This window comes from Paenibacillus sp. FSL M8-0228 (assembly GCF_038007385.1).
In the GTDB taxonomy this organism is placed as follows: Bacteria; Bacillota; Bacilli; order Paenibacillales; family Paenibacillaceae; genus Paenibacillus; species Paenibacillus polymyxa_D.
Window position 1 is genome coordinate 2,267,773 of record NZ_JBBOXA010000001.1, and the last position, 15,954, is coordinate 2,283,726.

Here is a 15,954-nt window from a genome sequence, read left to right on the forward strand (position 1 = left end):
ATATATGGAACTAGTGCCTGAAGAGGAAATAAAAGGTTGCTTTCTACTGAATAGGTTTGTATAATGATTGGAATTAACGTCATGGAACGGGAGAGTAGCAGCGAAGCCATATCATTACAGCGAGCCGGAAGAGGTGGAAGCCGGTATGAGATCCGATGTGAAGCGCACCCGGGAGACGGTTGATCCAACGAGCAGAACTTCTAGTAGATCAGCCCGGCAGACACCGTTATTAGTCATTGGAGTGAAATCGCGATTTGTGTAGTTAGCTTTAGCTGCACAACCGATTTACGAAGAGTGGTACCGCGGGATATTGAAGTTCTCGTCTCTTGAATGATTTCAAGAGGCGGGGGCTTTTTTTGTTAGATTCTATAAAAAGAAGGAGAGAGATCATCATGTTAATGAGGATTGCTGCTCAAGCGATATTGGCCCATACGGGCTTGGAGGAGAAAGAAATTTTATCTTTATTTGAGGTGCCTCCGCAGCCTGAATGGGGAGATATGGCGTTTCCGTGTTTTGTGCTGGCTAAAAAGTTTCGAAAGTCTCCGCAGCACATTGCACTGGAATTGGCGGAACTAGTAGGCCATAAAGAAGGTTTAACCGCTTCAGCATCGGGTGCCTATGTAAACATAACCTTGGATCGATCGGTTCATATTCCGCTTATGCTTGCTGAATTGAGCAAGGCTGATTTCCTCAGGCCTAATATCGGGAACGGGCAGCGGGTAGTTATTGATATGTCCTCGCCTAATATTGCCAAACCGTTTGGTATCGGTCATCTTCGCTCTACGGTTATCGGTGCTGCCTTGTATCGCATACTTGGTGAAACAGGTTATGTACCTATTAGTGTGAATCATCTTGGGGATTGGGGAACACAGTTTGGTAAGCAAATTGCGGCCTATAAAAGATGGGGAAATGAGGAGCAGTTACAACATGATCCGATTGGTGAATCGCTAAAGCTATATGTGCGTTTTCATCAGGAGGCCGATCATGATCCGACTTTGGAGGATGAAGGGCGCGAGTGGTTCCGACGTTTGGAACATGGGGATGCTGAGGCTCAACAACTATGGGAGTTTTTTGTTGAAATCAGTCTGGGTGAATTTGATCGTATGTACCAGCGTCTAAACATTACATTTGACCATGTGCTGGGAGAAAGTTTTTACAATGATAAGATGCAGGCAGTTATTGATCAATTAAGAGCAAAAGGATTGTTGGAGGAAAGTGATGGGGCGCTCGTAGTTCGCCTGGAAGACGAGGAACTGCCTCCGTGTCTTATTCTGAAAAAGGATGGAACCACCATTTATCCGACACGTGATCTGGCAACAGCGATTTATCGTCATGAAGTGATGAAGGCTGATCGGTTGCTGTACGTTGTTGGTGGGGAACAGAAGTTGCATTTCCAGCAGGTGTTTGCGGTGCTGAAGCATGCAGGGGAGGCATGGGCGGAGCAATGTGAGCATGTGCCGTTTGGATTAATGCGGTTTGCGGGTAAGAAAATGTCCACAAGACGTGGCAAGGTTGTGAAGCTGGAGGAGGTGCTGGATGAAGCTGTAGCGCGTGCTCAAGGCATCATTACTCAGAAGAACCCTGGTTTACAGGAACAGCAGGCAATAGCGGAGAACGTTGGAATTGGGGCGATTATTTTTGGTGATTTAAAAAACAACCGGCTGAATGAAGTGGACTTTTCGTTGGAGGAGGCGCTGACCTTCGAAGGCGAGACCGGGCCTTATGTACAGTATACTCATGCGCGCATCCGCAGCCTTCTGGAGAAAGCCCATGCTCGCGCCGATGTTGATGTTAATACTAATCCTAGCGACAACGATCTTGTCCAAGATAGCCATTCTCGTGATTTGAATGACGTATCGGATGAAATGTTGGGTGACGCAGGTTGGGCGCTGCTTAAGCAGTTGGGTCGCTATCACGGACAACTGATACGTGCGGTTCGCCAACTGGAGCCTTCGGTAATTGCGAGATTTGCATTGGATACGTCCCAGGCGTTTAACCGTTTTTACGCCAAGGAAAGGATTGTCGATGGTGGACAGTGGCGTATTCAGTTGGCGGAACAAACTGCGGATATTCTGGCATGCGCGTTGCAACTTCTTGGTCTGAAAGCACCGAATCGAATGTAAGCAAAGCGAACAAAGGGCAGCGAGTTTTTGCTGGCGGGATGACTGCTACCATACCTGGCTCTTCCAAAGGAATACTGTAAAAGATTAATCTGTTACAAGCACTTTTGGGTATGTATAAAGATTGTGAGCAGAAAAGAGTTAGACGGGTTACACTAATCGCAGGTATTCCACTGTCTTGCAACCAATTTGTGCATATTTGAAACATTTGATGCTTTTATTGCGTCGGTAAGTGTAGAAGCAAAGTAAACATGGAGGTGTATCTCATGAAAAAGAACAAAAGCGTGACAGCTGCCCTGCTTGTCATCTGCTCATTGGCAGTAGCAACGTCGGCCTCTGCTTTTCGTGATATAAAGGGAGCTGAACAGGAGAAGATCGTAAACTCACTTCAGGACAAAGGAATTATTCAAGGAATAACCAAGGATAAATTTGTACCGGATCAAACGCTCACGTATGCACAAGGAGTACACTTGGTTGTTCGTGCCATGGATCTTCAGGTAATGCCTGATTTTACAACGGGTTCCTTTGCAAACATTCCGGCTTCCGCATGGTATGCTCAGTCCTATCGGATTGCAGCCCAACACCAAATCCCTTTGTCACCAGATATTGATCCAAGCACTCGTATGACAAGAGAACAATTTGCTAATATTCTGTATAAAGCAGTGAGTGCAACGGGTGAATATCCAACTGTCCGTATGTTAATTAATGTAGCGGATGGCAATAAACTAGACCAGGAATCAAACGCAGCAGTTCAATTCCTGCTACTGACCAAAATTGCAAAATTGGACGAACAGAGCAACTTTAACCCGGATCGTAAAGTAACGCGGATGGAGGCAGCAGAAATGGTCTATAACGCATCCGAATTTGTACAAAGTCATAAAACGGTTGAAGCTACTCCTGAAAATCCGGCTGAGCCTGTAGATCCGGTTCAACAAAACAATATTAGTATGAGTATAGAGAAGGCAAATGACCAGCTGAACAAAGTGACAATCACCCGTCTGCAGGCACCTAATCCAGGTTACGGCATTGAAGTGGATCACATCGACTACGTAGATGATACAAATGCAGTAATTTACTACAAGCTGACTAGTCCAAAGCCAGGGGAAATGAATATTCAGGTCATTACGGATACCCACACAAGTACGTTGGTAGACAGCAAGTATCAGGTTACGCTCAAAGCAGTAGATGGAACAGTGCTTCCACCCACAGGAACAGGCACGTCTGTAGCTAAATAAAATTACAAGCCATATGTCCTATATAAAAATAAAACCAGCAAGTCTCCAATGTGTAGGGGAGACTTGCTGGTTTTTTTGATGCCAAATGTTCATCGTTAGCCCTAAAGAATAGGGCTATTCAAGCTTTAAATGCTGACTTTGCCAGTAAGTAAGTCATTTTGCGCAGGAGGTGTAGCAGAGGATGAATCTGATTCTGTTGCAACTGTTCCCGACTGGAGCTGATACATTTGGAAGTAACGACCGCCTTGAGCCATAAGTTCGTCATGGCTACCCCGTTCAACAATTTCACCCCGATGCAGCACCAAAATTTGGTCCGCACTGCGAATGGTGGACAAACGGTGAGCAATGATAAAGGTTGTACGTCCCTTCTTGAGTACCTCAAGAGCGGATTGGATGAGCGCCTCCGTTTCGGTGTCAATATTGGCGGTAGCTTCATCTAGGATTAAAATTGCGGGATCAAAGGCTAGTGCACGAGCGAAGGAAATAAGCTGGCGTTGTCCGGCTGATAAGGTGCTGCCTTTTTCAATAACGGGCTCATCGAATCCTTGCGGCAAATGGGCCAGCAATTTGTCGGCTCCAACGTCATGCAGCGCTTTATTTACCTGTTCTCTCGTGATTCGGCTGTCTCCGAGACTGACATTGGAGGCTACCGTACCTGTGAACAAATATGGATCTTGAAGAACAATGCCCATATGATGTCGAAGCCACTGCTTAGGGATGTCTTTGACAGACGTTCCGTCAATGGTGATCGTTCCTTTTTGCGGATCATAGAACCGGAATAGCAGGTTGATAATCGAACTTTTGCCTGATCCGGTATGTCCAACAAGGGCAACTGTTTGCCCGGGGTGTGCTGTAAAGGAAATATGTTTAAGTACATCATCCTTTTTGTAAGCAAAGGAAACGTCGTTAAACTCTACCTGGCCTTTGTAGCGCGGCATCGTGCCGTCCGTCACTGGCTCTCCAGTTTCGTCCATCAACTCAAATACGCGTCCTGAGGATACGATGGAAGTATCCAGTACAGCGAGTTGGTTGACCATACCCGTCATAGGTTGGAACAGTCGTCCCAATACATCGACGAAGGCATACAATACGCCTAGTGATACAGCACTACCTGTAGTGCCAAGCGCCTCAGATCCGAAATACCACAACACGACGGCAAAGGCGAGATTTCTCAACACGTTGACTAAATTGTGCGAAGTGAAGGCGTTCAAATTCAGCATTTTATTCTGATGCTTCATGTAGTCATCATTCAGTTCTTCAAACTCTTGCTGCGTTTGTTTCTGGTGTCGGAATACGCGAATAATGGACATCCCTTGAATCGATTCATTGATAATCGCATTAATCTCACTGAGTCTGGACCGAATGATCGTATTATAGCGGGTGGCGACCTTACGATACAATACAATCCACAAGATCAGTAACGGTACAATAAACAGAGAGATAAGACCCAGTCTGAAGTCCAGTAAAAAAAGTGCAACATATACTCCTGCCATCGTTACAATCCCTGAAGTGAAATTTGACAGCACAGCCACAAACAAATCTTTGACTGCCTCAGTGTCATTCGTAACACGGGATACGACCTTACCTGCGGGCAAGTTATCAAAAAAGTAAACTGGCAACCGCTGGATGTGCGCGTAGAAATCAAGCCGAAGCTTTTGAATGACCTTGTTCGCCGAGGATTGCAGCCAGTATGTTTTGCCGAATTCAGCAAAAATGGAAATAACCAGGAAGAAGCAATACCAACCAATCAGTTGAAAGATACCGGGCATTTCCGGTTTGTAAAAGCTATACAGTTCATCAGCTGTCAGAACCTTGGCTTCATAGCGAAAGGTGTCGGAGCCACGTGTCACAGTCAGCGTTCCGTTCGTAAAGGAGCGATTACCGTCAGCCACTTGAACCGAGCCATCCACAAATACGAAAGATTTTCCAACTTGTAAAATTCTCGCTTCGCGACCTTTAGTCTCCCCGGACTCAAAGCGATCTTCACGCTTAAAGTGGGTTCCCGCATAGCTTACAGTGCCGTCGTCCACACGAGTTGTTTCATAAAATGGTTTTTCAATAGCGAGCATATGGTCGTCGATCATCGTTTTGGCGATGAAGGGACCAGCCAGCTCGGCGGCTACTCCGATAGCCAAAGCGATGAGAGCGGCGATAAAGCCTGCTTTGCTCGTCAGTGCGTACTGGAATAGCCTTTTGCCGATATTGGGTTTCATTAGGATACCTCCCCTGAGGTCAGATCAGATTCCACTTGTTGCCGTTCATACTGTTGTCGGTACCATCCGTCAGTCTGAAGCAGCTCGCTGTGGGTTCCTTCCTCAATAATGCGTCCTTGCTCCAACACGACGATCCGGTCTGCATGTTCTACAGCGGAGAGGCGGTGGGTGGAGATCAGAGTCGTTTTACCTGAGCGCTTGCGTCGGATATTGTCAATAATTCTAGCTTCCGTCCGGGCATCTACTGCAGACAGTGCATCGTCGAGCAATAGAATATCCGGGTCACCGATAAAGGCGCGTGCCAGCGAAACGCGCTGCTTCTGGCCGCCAGACAGGGCGATACCTTTTTCTCCGACCAGTGTATCTAGCCCGTCAGACAGGGTACCTAAATCCTGATCGAAGGCAGCAGTACGGATTGCTTCCATAATGTCGTCATCAGCTGCATGAGGTTTCCCGAATTGAATGTTCTCGCGCACTGATTTGGAAAACAAAATTTGCTCTTGCGGCACGTAGCCGATCCAGCTGTGTAGTTGTTCTACTGCAATGTCCTCCAAACGTATGCCGGAGATTAAAATATCACCGCTACCCGTCGGATATTCATGCAGTAACTGTTTGAGCAGAGTGGATTTTCCGCTGCCAGTTCTACCGACGACGCCTAGCGTTTCTCCGCGTTTGAGATCCAGACTCACATGTGACAGATTGTCAATAGTGGAGGTAGGGTAACGGAAGGTAACGTCTTTCATCCTGATGGATTCGAGGCGGTCCACTGGAACAGGTTGAGCGGCATCCTGAACGTCTGGCTGGACATCGAGAGTTTCATTGACCCGGTCCAGTGAAGCGCTACCGCGCTGCATAATGTTAATCAGCTCTCCAATGGCAAACATCGGCCAAATCATCATTCCTAGATACATATTAAAGGAGACCAATTCGCCTAGCGTGATATCGTTATGAAATACCAGATAAATACCATACCCGAGTCCAATGACGTAGCTAAGTCCTACACATAAACGGATTGTTGGTTCAAAGAGGGCATCCATCCGGGCGACAGCCAGATTTTTACGAAATACATCGTCAGTAATATCAGCGAAACGCTTTTCGTCCATTCGCTCTTGCACATAGGCGCGAATGACCCGGATACCAGCCACGGATTCCAACACCTGATCGTTCATATCACCAAATGCATCTTGTGCCAGTGTGTAACGCTCATGAACGGCTTTACCGTAAATGCTCATAGCCAGTGCAATAAAAGGTAGGGGCAGGATAGCTGCCAGTGTCAGCTTCCAACTGATTAGGGTGCCCATGGCAACTAATACCACGCTCAGATAGACCGTAGAGTCTGTCAGTGTCAGCATGCCGAAGCCCGCTGTACTTGCTACGGAGCGAAGGTCGTTCGTAGCACGAGCCATCAGATCGCCAGTGCGATTACGTTCAAAAAATGGAGGGGTCATCCGCAGCAGATGATTCATAAAGCGTGTGCGCAGTAAGCGCTCCACCAGATTGGCACCACCAAACAGCTTGTGCATCCATATGTACGTAATGTAGTAAATGACGGCTAGAATGCCTATGATGTACAAAATATAATGCCAAAGTGAGGACCAGGAAATCGAACCGCGCACAATTTCATCAATGGCACTACCTAGCAGCCGAGGTGGAGCAAGCTCCAGTACCCCAACAGCTATCAGCAAAAACAGTCCAATGGAGTATCGGCTTCGTTCTCTTTTAAAAAACCAGCTTAAATTTTTAAGTACTGAAAACAAGAGGAATCCCATCCTTTCATGACAAGTTCATTCGAGAGTTGTGTACCATTTTGAAGAAACAACAGGGCTTGCTGCCACAAGTATGATCCGACAACAGGCGAAAAAAAGGCATACCGTCCGCAGACGATATGCCTTAAATCTCAATATCATATGGCGCGCAGGTATTTTCAGCACACTCACCACTGAAAAACTGCTCAAACGCAGGCAGCCACTCGTATTAAACCATACAACATGAATGGCCCAATTCTGAAGGATGCGACAGGGGAGATGCTCCGGTATGAAGTTGTTGTGTTTGTAGATGTGGGTAAAATGCAATAGGAAATTTTAGCACCGGTAACACTCCTTTCTTCCTCAAAATGGATTCATTCTAACATGAGTAATCGTTCAAATTGGTAATAAATTTCAAAATGGTTCTCGTATGGTTGAATCTTAACACCCTTTTTTGCGAATTGTCAAACCTTTTTCAAAAAAATGTATATGGCTTTCCAAGAAGCTGGCTGGGTTAGGACGGTTGGTGGTCATTCTAAAAAATGCTATGATATAGTTAGCAGACGTCATTGTATAAGGAGATGAGAATAGCGTATGAGCATACAGGTAACTGAACCTGCGGCACAGTGGTACATTAAGGAGCTTGGTTTGAAACGTGGAGATTCGATCCGTTTTTTTGTTCGCTATAGCTCTGGCGGTGGGTTGCATCCAGGCTTTTCTCTGGGAATTGCCGTAGAGCCTCCGCAGCACCCCGTATTACAGCATGAAGCGGCTGGCATTACGTTTTATATGGAGGACCAGGATTACTGGTATCTCAAGGGCCATCATCTGGAAGTTAAGTATTTGGAGGAACATGATGACATTATTTATACCTATGTTGAGGATGGACAAGCTTAGTACTCCACTGTCAATCATAGCGTGCAAATAATTGTTCTTGGACATGAAAAGCGGCGGAGTATCGTGTTACAGGAGATGAACCTGTAACACGATACTCCGCCGCTTTTTTGTGGTTAAGGCGGGTATGTCGTATGTTAAGGGTTGTTAAGTATCGGGCCATCGAGTGCAAAATCAAAATCATCAATGTCGTACACATGTACAGGTACGGAAGCTTCGATAATGCGGTGGATCCAGTCCAATTGATCCGTCAGAATGGGTAATGATTCACGCTGAGCTGTTAACACCAGTTCAGTCTCAATTGGATCAAAATATTCTCCGTAATGTGCTGTATCAACAGCATTAATGATAATGAGTGATGTATTGGCATCGAATAGAATAGGCAAGCTCTTGGCCCAAGGCATCTGAAGCGCACGCCGAATTTTTTTCTGATTCAACGGTTCCTCAAAATAACTGATCAACTCGCTTACCTTCCGCTTCACATGTTGATCGTCCATAGGATTATCCATGAGCGGCTCTGTGCTATCCTGGAATTCGTATAGCTCTAGCAGTGATGTGTAAGGCACCATATATTCCACAGGGGCGGGAGATGTAAGAAGTTGGCCATATATAGCCACCATTACAGCTTCCGTTACAAATTGTCGAGACATCGGTCAAGCCTCCTGCATTTACCAAATTATGCGATATGAGTATACCACAAAGCGGGACTGAATTCAGCCCGACATGCAGATTGCTATCATTTATTCCTATATTTGTTGTACGAATTTAGCTGCGGCCAATTAACAAGGAAAGCAATCCGGCAGCAATTAGAGGTCCAACAGGAACTCCTTTAAAGAAGGCAACGCCAATGACGGTCCCAATCAGTAGACCTGTCACAATAATGGGCTGTCCAGACATCAAAGTTACTCCGCGGCCGCCAAGGTAGGCTACCAGAATTCCGATACCAATCGCGAGCAGTGATTTCCAGTGCAGGAAGGACTCCATCACCTGATTGATGCTGATTTTACCGCTGGCTAGCGGGGTCATGACCCCAATCGTCAAAATAATAATTCCGATCGTCAGGCCATACTTTTCGAGCCAGGGGAAAGCAGAATGAAAGCTGGTTACCCGCAGCAGCAGTAATACAACCATGGCAATAGTCACGGTAGAGTTGCCACTAACAATCCCAAGACCAGCCAATACCAGTAAGATAAGTGAGCTGTAATCCATACAGATGTTCTCCTTCGTTTATTTAGCTTTGGATATGCTCCGCGATTTGACGCCCGTGCCAGCGGCCTGTTTCAATAAACACTTCATTGGCATTGCTGCCTGAAGCGATGACCCCCGCGACATATATACCTGGGATGTTCGTTTCCATCGTGGCAGGATTAAATTCTGGTTTGTCCAGATCTTCAGCCATATGAACGCCGACAGACTCCAGTAGTTTTCGTTCCGGGTGAAATCCAGTCAGTGCCAGTACAAAATCATTTTCGAGTCGGAATGCTTCAGTGTCCAGCGGAGTGACTACGACATGGTCTGGATGAATTTCGGTAATGCGTGCGCCTAAATGCAGCGTGATCTTCCCTTTTTGTACCATACTGTCAAACAGTGGACGAACCCACGGCTTGATGTATTGGGACAACTCGCTTCGACGATATACCATATCAATCGTAGCTCCGACCCGCACTAATTCCATCGCAGCATCTACCGCAGAGTTACTGCCACCGATAACTGCAACCCGGGTTCCTGTGTAGGGATGGGCTTCGCTGAAATAGTGAGTGACTTTATCCAATTGTTCCCCGGGAATGCCCAAATAGTTCGGATGATCAAAATATCCTGTAGCCACAACGACATAGCGTGACGAATACGTTTTGGTTATTTCTCCTTTGCTCAGGGTATGTACAGTAAATGTACCGTCATCCTGGCGATGAATAGACTGGGCCTCCTCATAATGCTGAATGTTCAAGTTATAATGTGTAGCTACCTTACGATAGTACGCCAGTGCTTCATGACGAAAAGGTTTGTCATTAGGGGTACTGAATGGAATATCACCGATTTCAAGTAGTTCAGCGGTGCTAAAAAACTGCATGTTCGTCGGATACAGAAAAATGGAGTGAACGATGTTGCTTTTTTCAATAATGACAGTTTGCAAACCTCTGCGGCTGCATTCGATTGCAGCAGATAGTCCGCAGGGTCCGCCACCGATAATGATTACGTCGTGCATTTGGTTGAACCTCCAGTTGTATTGGTTTATTACGCCAGTTTTGTAGGGTTAACATTATTTTGACGATTAAAAACGGATCTCAGGATTGAAGCAAATCGCTCAGTATGTGAGAAGTTTTCAAATAATAATCCTACCGCAATGCGAACACAATATCCAGCCGTTTTCAGAAAAGATGACAGACGGTGAAGATTGACAGCCACATTTAGTGAACATATAATTAGATATATATCTAATTTATGTGATTGAATTCGTTTGCATAGCAAGTATGTACTAGTGAAAAGAGGTGCAATAACGATGCAACTGGATAAAATGGTCAATTATCATAAAGCACTTGCTGATCCAACGCGAATGCGGATACTACTTCTTTTGTCCTGTGGGGAGATGCATGGCCAAGCTTTGGCGAAAAAGCTGAATTTGTCCCAACCGACTGTTACGCATCATGCTTCCAAACTTCGTGAGACTGGGTTGATTAAGGAACGACGTGATAAAAACACGGTGTATTTTACACTGAATCCAGAATTGATCCGGCAGCATGCCGAGGCGACGGTGCGATTTATTTTCGAAAAAGGAGAGGGGGAGGAAGAGATGTCAGAGTTGAATGAAACGCTGGAGGCATCGGTCTTACGCAATTTTTTTTCCAAGGACGGCAAGTTGCGCCAAATCCCTGCGCAGTATAAGAAAAAATTGATCGTACTTCAGATGCTGGCAGAAAAGCTGGAGCCAGGCCGCATGTATCCTGAACGTGAATTAAACGAGTGGATCAAGCAATACCATGAGGATTTTGCAACGATTCGGCGTGAGCTGATTATGCATCAGTTTATGTACAGGGAACGGGAAATGTACGAATTGAACCCGCGTGAGATGTGGACGCGCTGGGATCAGGTACGCTAAACGAAACTTGACAAAGATTTCAAAAAAGTTTCGTAGCTGCCTTGACAGACAATTGATGGACTTGTATGATAAAGGAAATTTTAGGAGGAGGCGATGTTATATGCGTACGAACATGAATGGATGGGTTCAGCAGCAGAATGACTTGTCTCCCGCACGGACAATGCACAGTTAAAGACTGTATAGATCTATAGTCTTGGCTTAGCAGTTGGTTGGACAGTAGAACCAACAAAATCCGCAGGGAGTGATTCCCTGCGGATTTTTTATGGTTAGGCGTCTTGTTATCCAGTTGTTGGTTCTGGGGAGTGGTCTGTGAGAGACTGCTTGCTTAAGTGAACGAACGGATCGCATCGACCTGAATCGTATACCCTCCGCAGGGAAACCCCTGCGGATTTTTCGCGTTGTTCGCATGCGGGGAGAAAATGTACACCTATCAAATAACATTACGATCAAAAATGAACAATGAATTCAGGAGGAAAACAATGAGTATACATGAATACGGTTGGTCTGATTACTGGAACGTTTTTTGGGACCAATGGAAGCAAGGCTTTGAGGAACGCACAGGAAATACACAGGTACGTCCTGCTCGCTTGATTGCCGATTACGGACAAAAGGTGAAGCTTATCACAATGGATGGAGAACGCTGGGGAGTGTCTTCAGGTAAGCTACGACATGCTGTTGTCGATCCGGCGGAAATGCCTGCTGTAGGGGACTGGCTAGCAATCACTACGCCAGATGAAGTGTCGGATGCAGTAATTCATGCCGTCTTGCCGCGGAAAAGTCGAATATCTAGACAGGCAGCGGGCTTTGAGACGAGGGAGCAGCTGATCGCTACCAATGTGGATACGCTGTTCCTTGTTAATGCGCTGAATCATGATTTTAATATGCGCAGACTGGAACGGTATTTAATTATGGCTTGGAACAGCGGGGTAAACCCGGTTGTCGTTTTGAGTAAGAGTGACCTTTGTGAAGATGTCGAACAACGGGTTGCTGAAGCGGAGGGAGTTGCCCCTGGTGTACCTGTTATCGTTATTTCTGCTTTGCAGAATGAAGGCAGAGAGCAACTGGAGACGTTTCTTCAGCCTGGCTCTACAGTTGCTTTGACAGGCTCTTCCGGTAGTGGCAAATCCACGATAGTAAACTGGCTCTCCGAGTCTGAGGTTCAACTGACACAGGATGTGAGGGAGGAAGACAGTCGGGGCAGGCACACAACCACTCACCGACAGCTTTTTCCTATCGCAAAGCAAGCCGTTTTGCTGGATACACCTGGTATGCGCGAGCTTAATCTATGGGATGATTCCATGGGTGTCGCTCATACCTTCACGGATATTATGGAAACGGCGCAGCAGTGCCGTTTTGCAGATTGCAAGCATAAGGGCGAAGCTGGATGTGCAGTGGAGGAAGCTATAGAGAGAGGGGAATTGTCGGAATCCAGAGTGAACAATTATCGCAAAATGCAGCGGGAACTGGAATATCAGGCGCGTAAGGAAGCAGACCGGCGCAGGAAAGATAGTCGTTCAAGCACAACCCCGGGGCGTAGGGATCAGCGAAGTGGCTGGCTAGGGATCAGCGAAGTGGCTGGCGACGTGATGTGGAGTGGTGAGCCGAACTGCAGTGAAGTATCAAATGTAAAAATATACGAAAATCTATGTTGTAGTCGGCATATGGTATAAAGGGGTGAATATATGCCGAACTACAGCATTGTGGTGGATTTATCGGATCGTCGTTTATATTTGAAGGATGGAGATCAGATTGTTCTTAATTATCCAGTCGGTATTGGCAAGCTGGCTACACAGACACCGCATGGGCAATTTACGATTATTAACAAACAACCTAATCCGGGCGGACCTTTCGGAGCGTTCTGGATGGGGCTGTCCAAGCCGCATTATGGCATTCACGGCACCAATGAGCCATGGTCCATTGGCAAGATGGTGTCACATGGCTGCATTCGAATGCAGAATAAGGATGTGCTTGAGCTTCAGGAGAGGGTAAGTATAGGCACGCCAGTCACGATACAGCCGTAGCGGCTAGACGACATGAGACTCTGTATCTACTCATACGTGGAAACCGCGTCATAGACTGTATCTGTGAAGCGTATTTCATGGCGAACGGCCGTAACTTTAAGTTAGATGCTGCGTTTAGTTACGATTTGGGTTGGATAGGGATACGGGCTTCAATCTGTTTGGAGCCCTCTTTTTCGTCTGCAGATTTGACTAACGGTCCCGAAAGACGTTCTCCTTGTGTACCATACGCCTGTTTGGCGTTGGTCCACATATCTTCGTTTGGTTCGAAACTTATGACTATGATGTAGCGGTTGGCAAGGCTCGGCTTTTTGACCCTCATGCTGAAGGAGCCGTCAGGCATAACTTTGGTTTGATCATCGTAGCCAAACTGCCATCGTCCCGGAAAATCAATCTTGAGTTTGACGTCCGACCCTTCCAGCAAATTGCTGCGCGCATATACATGATAATAGTTACCCTCTTGCTTCACATCAGGCTTAATCCACACTTGAGGGCTGCCGTAGTCCTTAGGTTTGTTCCAGACGGGCTTAACTAAAGGGGTATTGCGTTCTTGTTCAGGATCAAATTCAGCCCCAATCCGAACTTCATACAGAAGCTGTTTGTTTTCTTCGTATTGATATACATAAGGACCTTCCAATTTGTTGCCACCGCTGCCATACAGATTTCGTATTTCATTGTCTTGGTCATCTGGACGGAACAGAACAGTCAGATCCATACTGCCCTGTATTCCGGGGCGTTGTACCTGGAGTACAAAACTTCCGTCCTTTTGAACGGTTGTCTCATCCGTGTACCCAGTTAACAGGGAGTTTTTGACCGCAAGATTCCCTTTGATCCGTGCTCCGGCCGGGAGGTTGGAATGTCCTGTAACCTTCACGGTATTTTTATCAATGCTGACGCCACCTGATATTTCGACATAGCTGCTGCCTTGCTGATGGACAGGTGTATGATTGGCAGCTCGTTCATCAAGGGATGATGCACCTTGGTTGGGATTACCCGTTACGGTGTAGGCACGTGCTTCAGCTTCATGTTGGGCTATACTCCGGGTTGAAGCTTTTTCCCTGCTGCATGCAGCCAGCATCGTTAGAATTAAGAATGCGAATAAAAGGTTGCAGACTATTTTGGTAATCATGTGTTTACTCATGGTTTTTGTTCGCTCCTTGTCCATAGCTTCCAGGCTTAACGTGATAAAATTATCGAAACTTTATGTATTTACCCTTATTAAAGGGTATGTAATCCCGCCTGCTTTATCCTATAAGGAACGTACCTGTTTAAACAACAGGCAGAATGGTTAAAAATGGATAGCCTGATCATCCCCTTGAAAAGCAGGGGCAGCTTGCTGTAAAGGAGCCTGAGTCATATGTCCATTGACCGTTTTATCTTAAAAAAGCTGGACAACTGCCGGGAAGAGCATACACGCGCTAATTTACTAGAACTGTTTAGAATACGGATTGAGAAGGCGCAGAATAAGGAACGAGGCGGTAAAAAAGGTTATCGCAGAATACTTTAAATAAAGTCTGATCAATCCATAAGCTGCGGTAAGTCACATGTATCATGTTTTAAAGCTGCTGATATGGAGAGGGTGCTGAAATGTCCCTCTCTTTTTTGTGTGTCTAAAGTGGACAAAAAAAAGTCCCTCTTAATAGAGGGACAATGCCAATGAATCATTTTCACTAACACTATGCAGGATGGCTTCACAACCGACAATCTCTATACTGATCAAAGAGTTAAGGCATTTTTGAAGGGCACGCTTGCCGCTGGAGATTTTATTCTCCAAAGTGTTACTTAGAAGTTTTAATGTTTTTTGTACTGGTTGCTTATTTTCTTGATTGAAGTATACGGGAATACGTTTGTTTTGAAATGTAATTAATGTTCTCACAAAAATCACCTCGCCTGAGTTATTTCATGGCTTAATTGTAGTGCCCGTTTCTTAAAATTACCTTAAAAACACCTTATAAAAACATAAAGGTCTGAAAAATTTACAAAGTGTTCACAACAATCTAGGTAACAATCGAATTTAGTTCTAACTAATCGACAAAATGACGTATATACCCATATTAGAACCGATCCAATACATATTATTGATACCAATGACTCTACTAATATGAGAAAATATGACCAAAGTCACTATTTTATTTTTGGAGTGGGTATTTTGTAACAAATTGACAGTCTAATAGTCGGATGCTACAGTTACGATAGCCATATTTCCGTGGAAATAGGCTTTTTGCGTGAACTTTGCTATATATTAAGGATCGGGAGGGATGACAGATGATCCTGACCGTGCTTTCAGGACGACAGGAAACAGAGTGGTTTGACATCGAGGTAGCTGATGAATACTCGGTGGAACATTTAAAGCTGATGCTGGGTGTGCGCATTTTCGGCGAGCCTCCGGCGGAAGGCATGCAATATATTATGGAAGCAAAGTTCCCGGAAGGGCTCTGGTTCAGGGTGGGAGATAACCAGCTACTTACAGGATCCGGCTTGCGGGAAGGCTGTACTGTGCGTATTCAGCGCGCTTTTTCGACAACTCAGGACGAAGCGCCTGTGTATGGAAGGCGTTCTCTGTTTCAAAATGAAAAAAATGGGTAAATACACACATGAAATTATATGAAACCTTGGTAAAATGAAATAGTAAGCG

15 protein-coding genes and 1 other annotated feature are annotated in these 15,954 nt (G+C 45.7%); of the genes, 8 read left to right on the forward strand and 7 right to left on the reverse strand.

Annotation, left to right across the window (positions count from 1 at the left end):
- Window positions 1-73: 73 nt before the first annotated feature.
- Window positions 74-330 (forward strand) — a binding site (T-box leader).
- Between the two features lie 62 nt (window positions 331-392).
- Both argS and MKY98_RS10680 read left to right on the forward strand, forming a co-directional pair.
- Complete coding sequence (argS, locus tag MKY98_RS10675) at window positions 393-2,123, forward strand: arginine--tRNA ligase (protein WP_069011417.1); 1,731 nt, start codon at window positions 393-395, stop codon at window positions 2,121-2,123.
- Window positions 2,124-2,386: 263 nt separating this feature from the next.
- A complete protein-coding gene (locus MKY98_RS10680; RefSeq protein WP_069011418.1) occupies window positions 2,387-3,355 on the forward strand; it encodes an S-layer homology domain-containing protein in 969 nt (322 codons plus the stop codon).
- A 125-nt stretch (window positions 3,356-3,480) separates the two neighbouring features.
- Here MKY98_RS10680 and MKY98_RS10685 read toward each other — a convergent pair whose 3' ends face one another.
- The gene (locus tag MKY98_RS10685; protein WP_069011419.1) at window positions 3,481-5,568 is read right to left on the reverse strand and encodes an ABC transporter ATP-binding protein; all 2,088 of its coding nucleotides are present in this window, start codon (window positions 5,566-5,568) and stop codon (window positions 3,481-3,483) included.
- A complete protein-coding gene (locus tag MKY98_RS10690; RefSeq protein WP_069011420.1) occupies window positions 5,568-7,325 on the reverse strand; it encodes an ABC transporter ATP-binding protein in 1,758 nt (585 codons plus the stop codon). The genes MKY98_RS10685 and MKY98_RS10690 overlap by 1 nt, the downstream gene beginning before the upstream one ends.
- Window positions 7,326-7,907: 582 nt before the next feature.
- Between MKY98_RS10690 and MKY98_RS10695 the strand changes: the two genes are divergently transcribed.
- Window positions 7,908-8,210: a HesB/YadR/YfhF family protein gene (locus tag MKY98_RS10695; RefSeq protein ID WP_039273555.1), complete on the forward strand. Its 303-nt coding sequence runs from the start codon at window positions 7,908-7,910 to the stop codon at window positions 8,208-8,210.
- Between the two features lie 134 nt (window positions 8,211-8,344).
- Here MKY98_RS10695 and MKY98_RS10700 read toward each other — a convergent pair whose 3' ends face one another.
- The 3 genes from MKY98_RS10700 to MKY98_RS10710 form a co-directional block, all read right to left on the reverse strand.
- Window positions 8,345-8,857, reverse strand: coding sequence for a hypothetical protein (locus MKY98_RS10700; RefSeq protein ID WP_039273552.1), 513 nt, complete (start codon window positions 8,855-8,857; stop codon window positions 8,345-8,347).
- Window positions 8,858-8,972: 115 nt separating this feature from the next.
- Window positions 8,973-9,416, reverse strand: a complete 444-nt coding sequence (locus tag MKY98_RS10705) for a DUF441 domain-containing protein (RefSeq protein WP_039273550.1) — start codon at window positions 9,414-9,416, stop codon at window positions 8,973-8,975.
- Window positions 9,417-9,438: 22 nt separating this feature from the next.
- Window positions 9,439-10,410, reverse strand: coding sequence for a YpdA family putative bacillithiol disulfide reductase (locus MKY98_RS10710; RefSeq protein ID WP_029517056.1), 972 nt, complete (start codon window positions 10,408-10,410; stop codon window positions 9,439-9,441).
- 294 nt (window positions 10,411-10,704) lie between these two features.
- Here MKY98_RS10710 and MKY98_RS10715 point away from each other — a divergent pair, with 294 nt between their 5' ends.
- From MKY98_RS10715 to MKY98_RS10725, 3 genes are all read left to right on the forward strand, one after another.
- Window positions 10,705-11,301, forward strand: coding sequence for a DUF2087 domain-containing protein (locus MKY98_RS10715; protein WP_029517057.1), 597 nt, complete (start codon window positions 10,705-10,707; stop codon window positions 11,299-11,301).
- 479 nt (window positions 11,302-11,780) lie between these two features.
- Window positions 11,781-12,971, forward strand: coding sequence for a ribosome small subunit-dependent GTPase A (rsgA, locus tag MKY98_RS10720; RefSeq protein ID WP_208332486.1), 1,191 nt, complete (start codon window positions 11,781-11,783; stop codon window positions 12,969-12,971).
- Window positions 12,972-12,983: 12 nt separating this feature from the next.
- Window positions 12,984-13,322 carry a L,D-transpeptidase gene (locus tag MKY98_RS10725; protein ID WP_029517059.1) on the forward strand — a complete coding sequence of 113 codons (339 nt, stop codon included), beginning with the start codon at window positions 12,984-12,986 and terminating at the stop codon, window positions 13,320-13,322.
- A gap of 118 nt (window positions 13,323-13,440) precedes the next feature.
- On the opposite strand, the gene MKY98_RS10730 is transcribed toward MKY98_RS10725, so the two are convergent.
- On the reverse strand, window positions 13,441-14,460 hold the full coding sequence (locus MKY98_RS10730; RefSeq protein ID WP_209018285.1) for a flagellar motor protein MotB: 1,020 nt from the start codon (window positions 14,458-14,460) through the stop codon (window positions 13,441-13,443).
- Window positions 14,461-14,676: 216 nt separating this feature from the next.
- Between MKY98_RS10730 and MKY98_RS10735 the strand changes: the two genes are divergently transcribed.
- Window positions 14,677-14,826 carry a hypothetical protein gene (locus tag MKY98_RS10735; RefSeq protein ID WP_023988262.1) on the forward strand — a complete coding sequence of 50 codons (150 nt, stop codon included), beginning with the start codon at window positions 14,677-14,679 and terminating at the stop codon, window positions 14,824-14,826.
- 129 nt (window positions 14,827-14,955) lie between these two features.
- Here the strand turns inward: MKY98_RS10735 and MKY98_RS10740 are convergent, their stop codons facing one another.
- Window positions 14,956-15,195, reverse strand: a complete 240-nt coding sequence (locus MKY98_RS10740; RefSeq protein ID WP_013370782.1) for a hypothetical protein — start codon at window positions 15,193-15,195, stop codon at window positions 14,956-14,958.
- A gap of 389 nt (window positions 15,196-15,584) precedes the next feature.
- On the opposite strand from MKY98_RS10740, the gene MKY98_RS10745 reads away from it, so the two are divergent.
- Window positions 15,585-15,905 (forward strand): hypothetical protein, encoded by a 321-nt coding sequence (locus MKY98_RS10745; RefSeq protein WP_029517061.1) that lies wholly within the window; start codon window positions 15,585-15,587, stop codon window positions 15,903-15,905.
- Window positions 15,906-15,954 lie beyond the last annotated feature (49 nt).

Excerpts from the sequence above, each read along its gene's own strand:
- rsgA (WP_208332486.1), top strand. The coding sequence starts at position 11,781 with ATGAGTATACATGAATACGGTTGGTCTGATTACTGGAACGTTTTTTGG.
- MKY98_RS10680 (WP_069011418.1), top strand. The coding sequence starts at position 2,387 with ATGAAAAAGAACAAAAGCGTGACAGCTGCCCTGCTTGTCATCTGCTCA.
- MKY98_RS10735 (WP_023988262.1), top strand. The coding sequence starts at position 14,677 with ATGTCCATTGACCGTTTTATCTTAAAAAAGCTGGACAACTGCCGGGAA.
- MKY98_RS10685 (WP_069011419.1), bottom strand. The coding sequence starts at position 5,568 with ATGAAACCCAATATCGGCAAAAGGCTATTCCAGTACGCACTGACGAGC.
- argS (WP_069011417.1), top strand. The coding sequence starts at position 393 with ATGTTAATGAGGATTGCTGCTCAAGCGATATTGGCCCATACGGGCTTG.
- MKY98_RS10725 (WP_029517059.1), top strand. The coding sequence starts at position 12,984 with ATGCCGAACTACAGCATTGTGGTGGATTTATCGGATCGTCGTTTATAT.
- MKY98_RS10715 (WP_029517057.1), top strand. The coding sequence starts at position 10,705 with ATGCAACTGGATAAAATGGTCAATTATCATAAAGCACTTGCTGATCCA.
- MKY98_RS10730 (WP_209018285.1), bottom strand. The coding sequence starts at position 14,460 with ATGAGTAAACACATGATTACCAAAATAGTCTGCAACCTTTTATTCGCA.
- MKY98_RS10710 (WP_029517056.1), bottom strand. The coding sequence starts at position 10,410 with ATGCACGACGTAATCATTATCGGTGGCGGACCCTGCGGACTATCTGCT.
- MKY98_RS10695 (WP_039273555.1), top strand. The coding sequence starts at position 7,908 with ATGAGCATACAGGTAACTGAACCTGCGGCACAGTGGTACATTAAGGAG.
- MKY98_RS10745 (WP_029517061.1), top strand. The coding sequence starts at position 15,585 with ATGATCCTGACCGTGCTTTCAGGACGACAGGAAACAGAGTGGTTTGAC.
- MKY98_RS10700 (WP_039273552.1), bottom strand. The coding sequence starts at position 8,857 with ATGTCTCGACAATTTGTAACGGAAGCTGTAATGGTGGCTATATATGGC.
- MKY98_RS10705 (WP_039273550.1), bottom strand. The coding sequence starts at position 9,416 with ATGGATTACAGCTCACTTATCTTACTGGTATTGGCTGGTCTTGGGATT.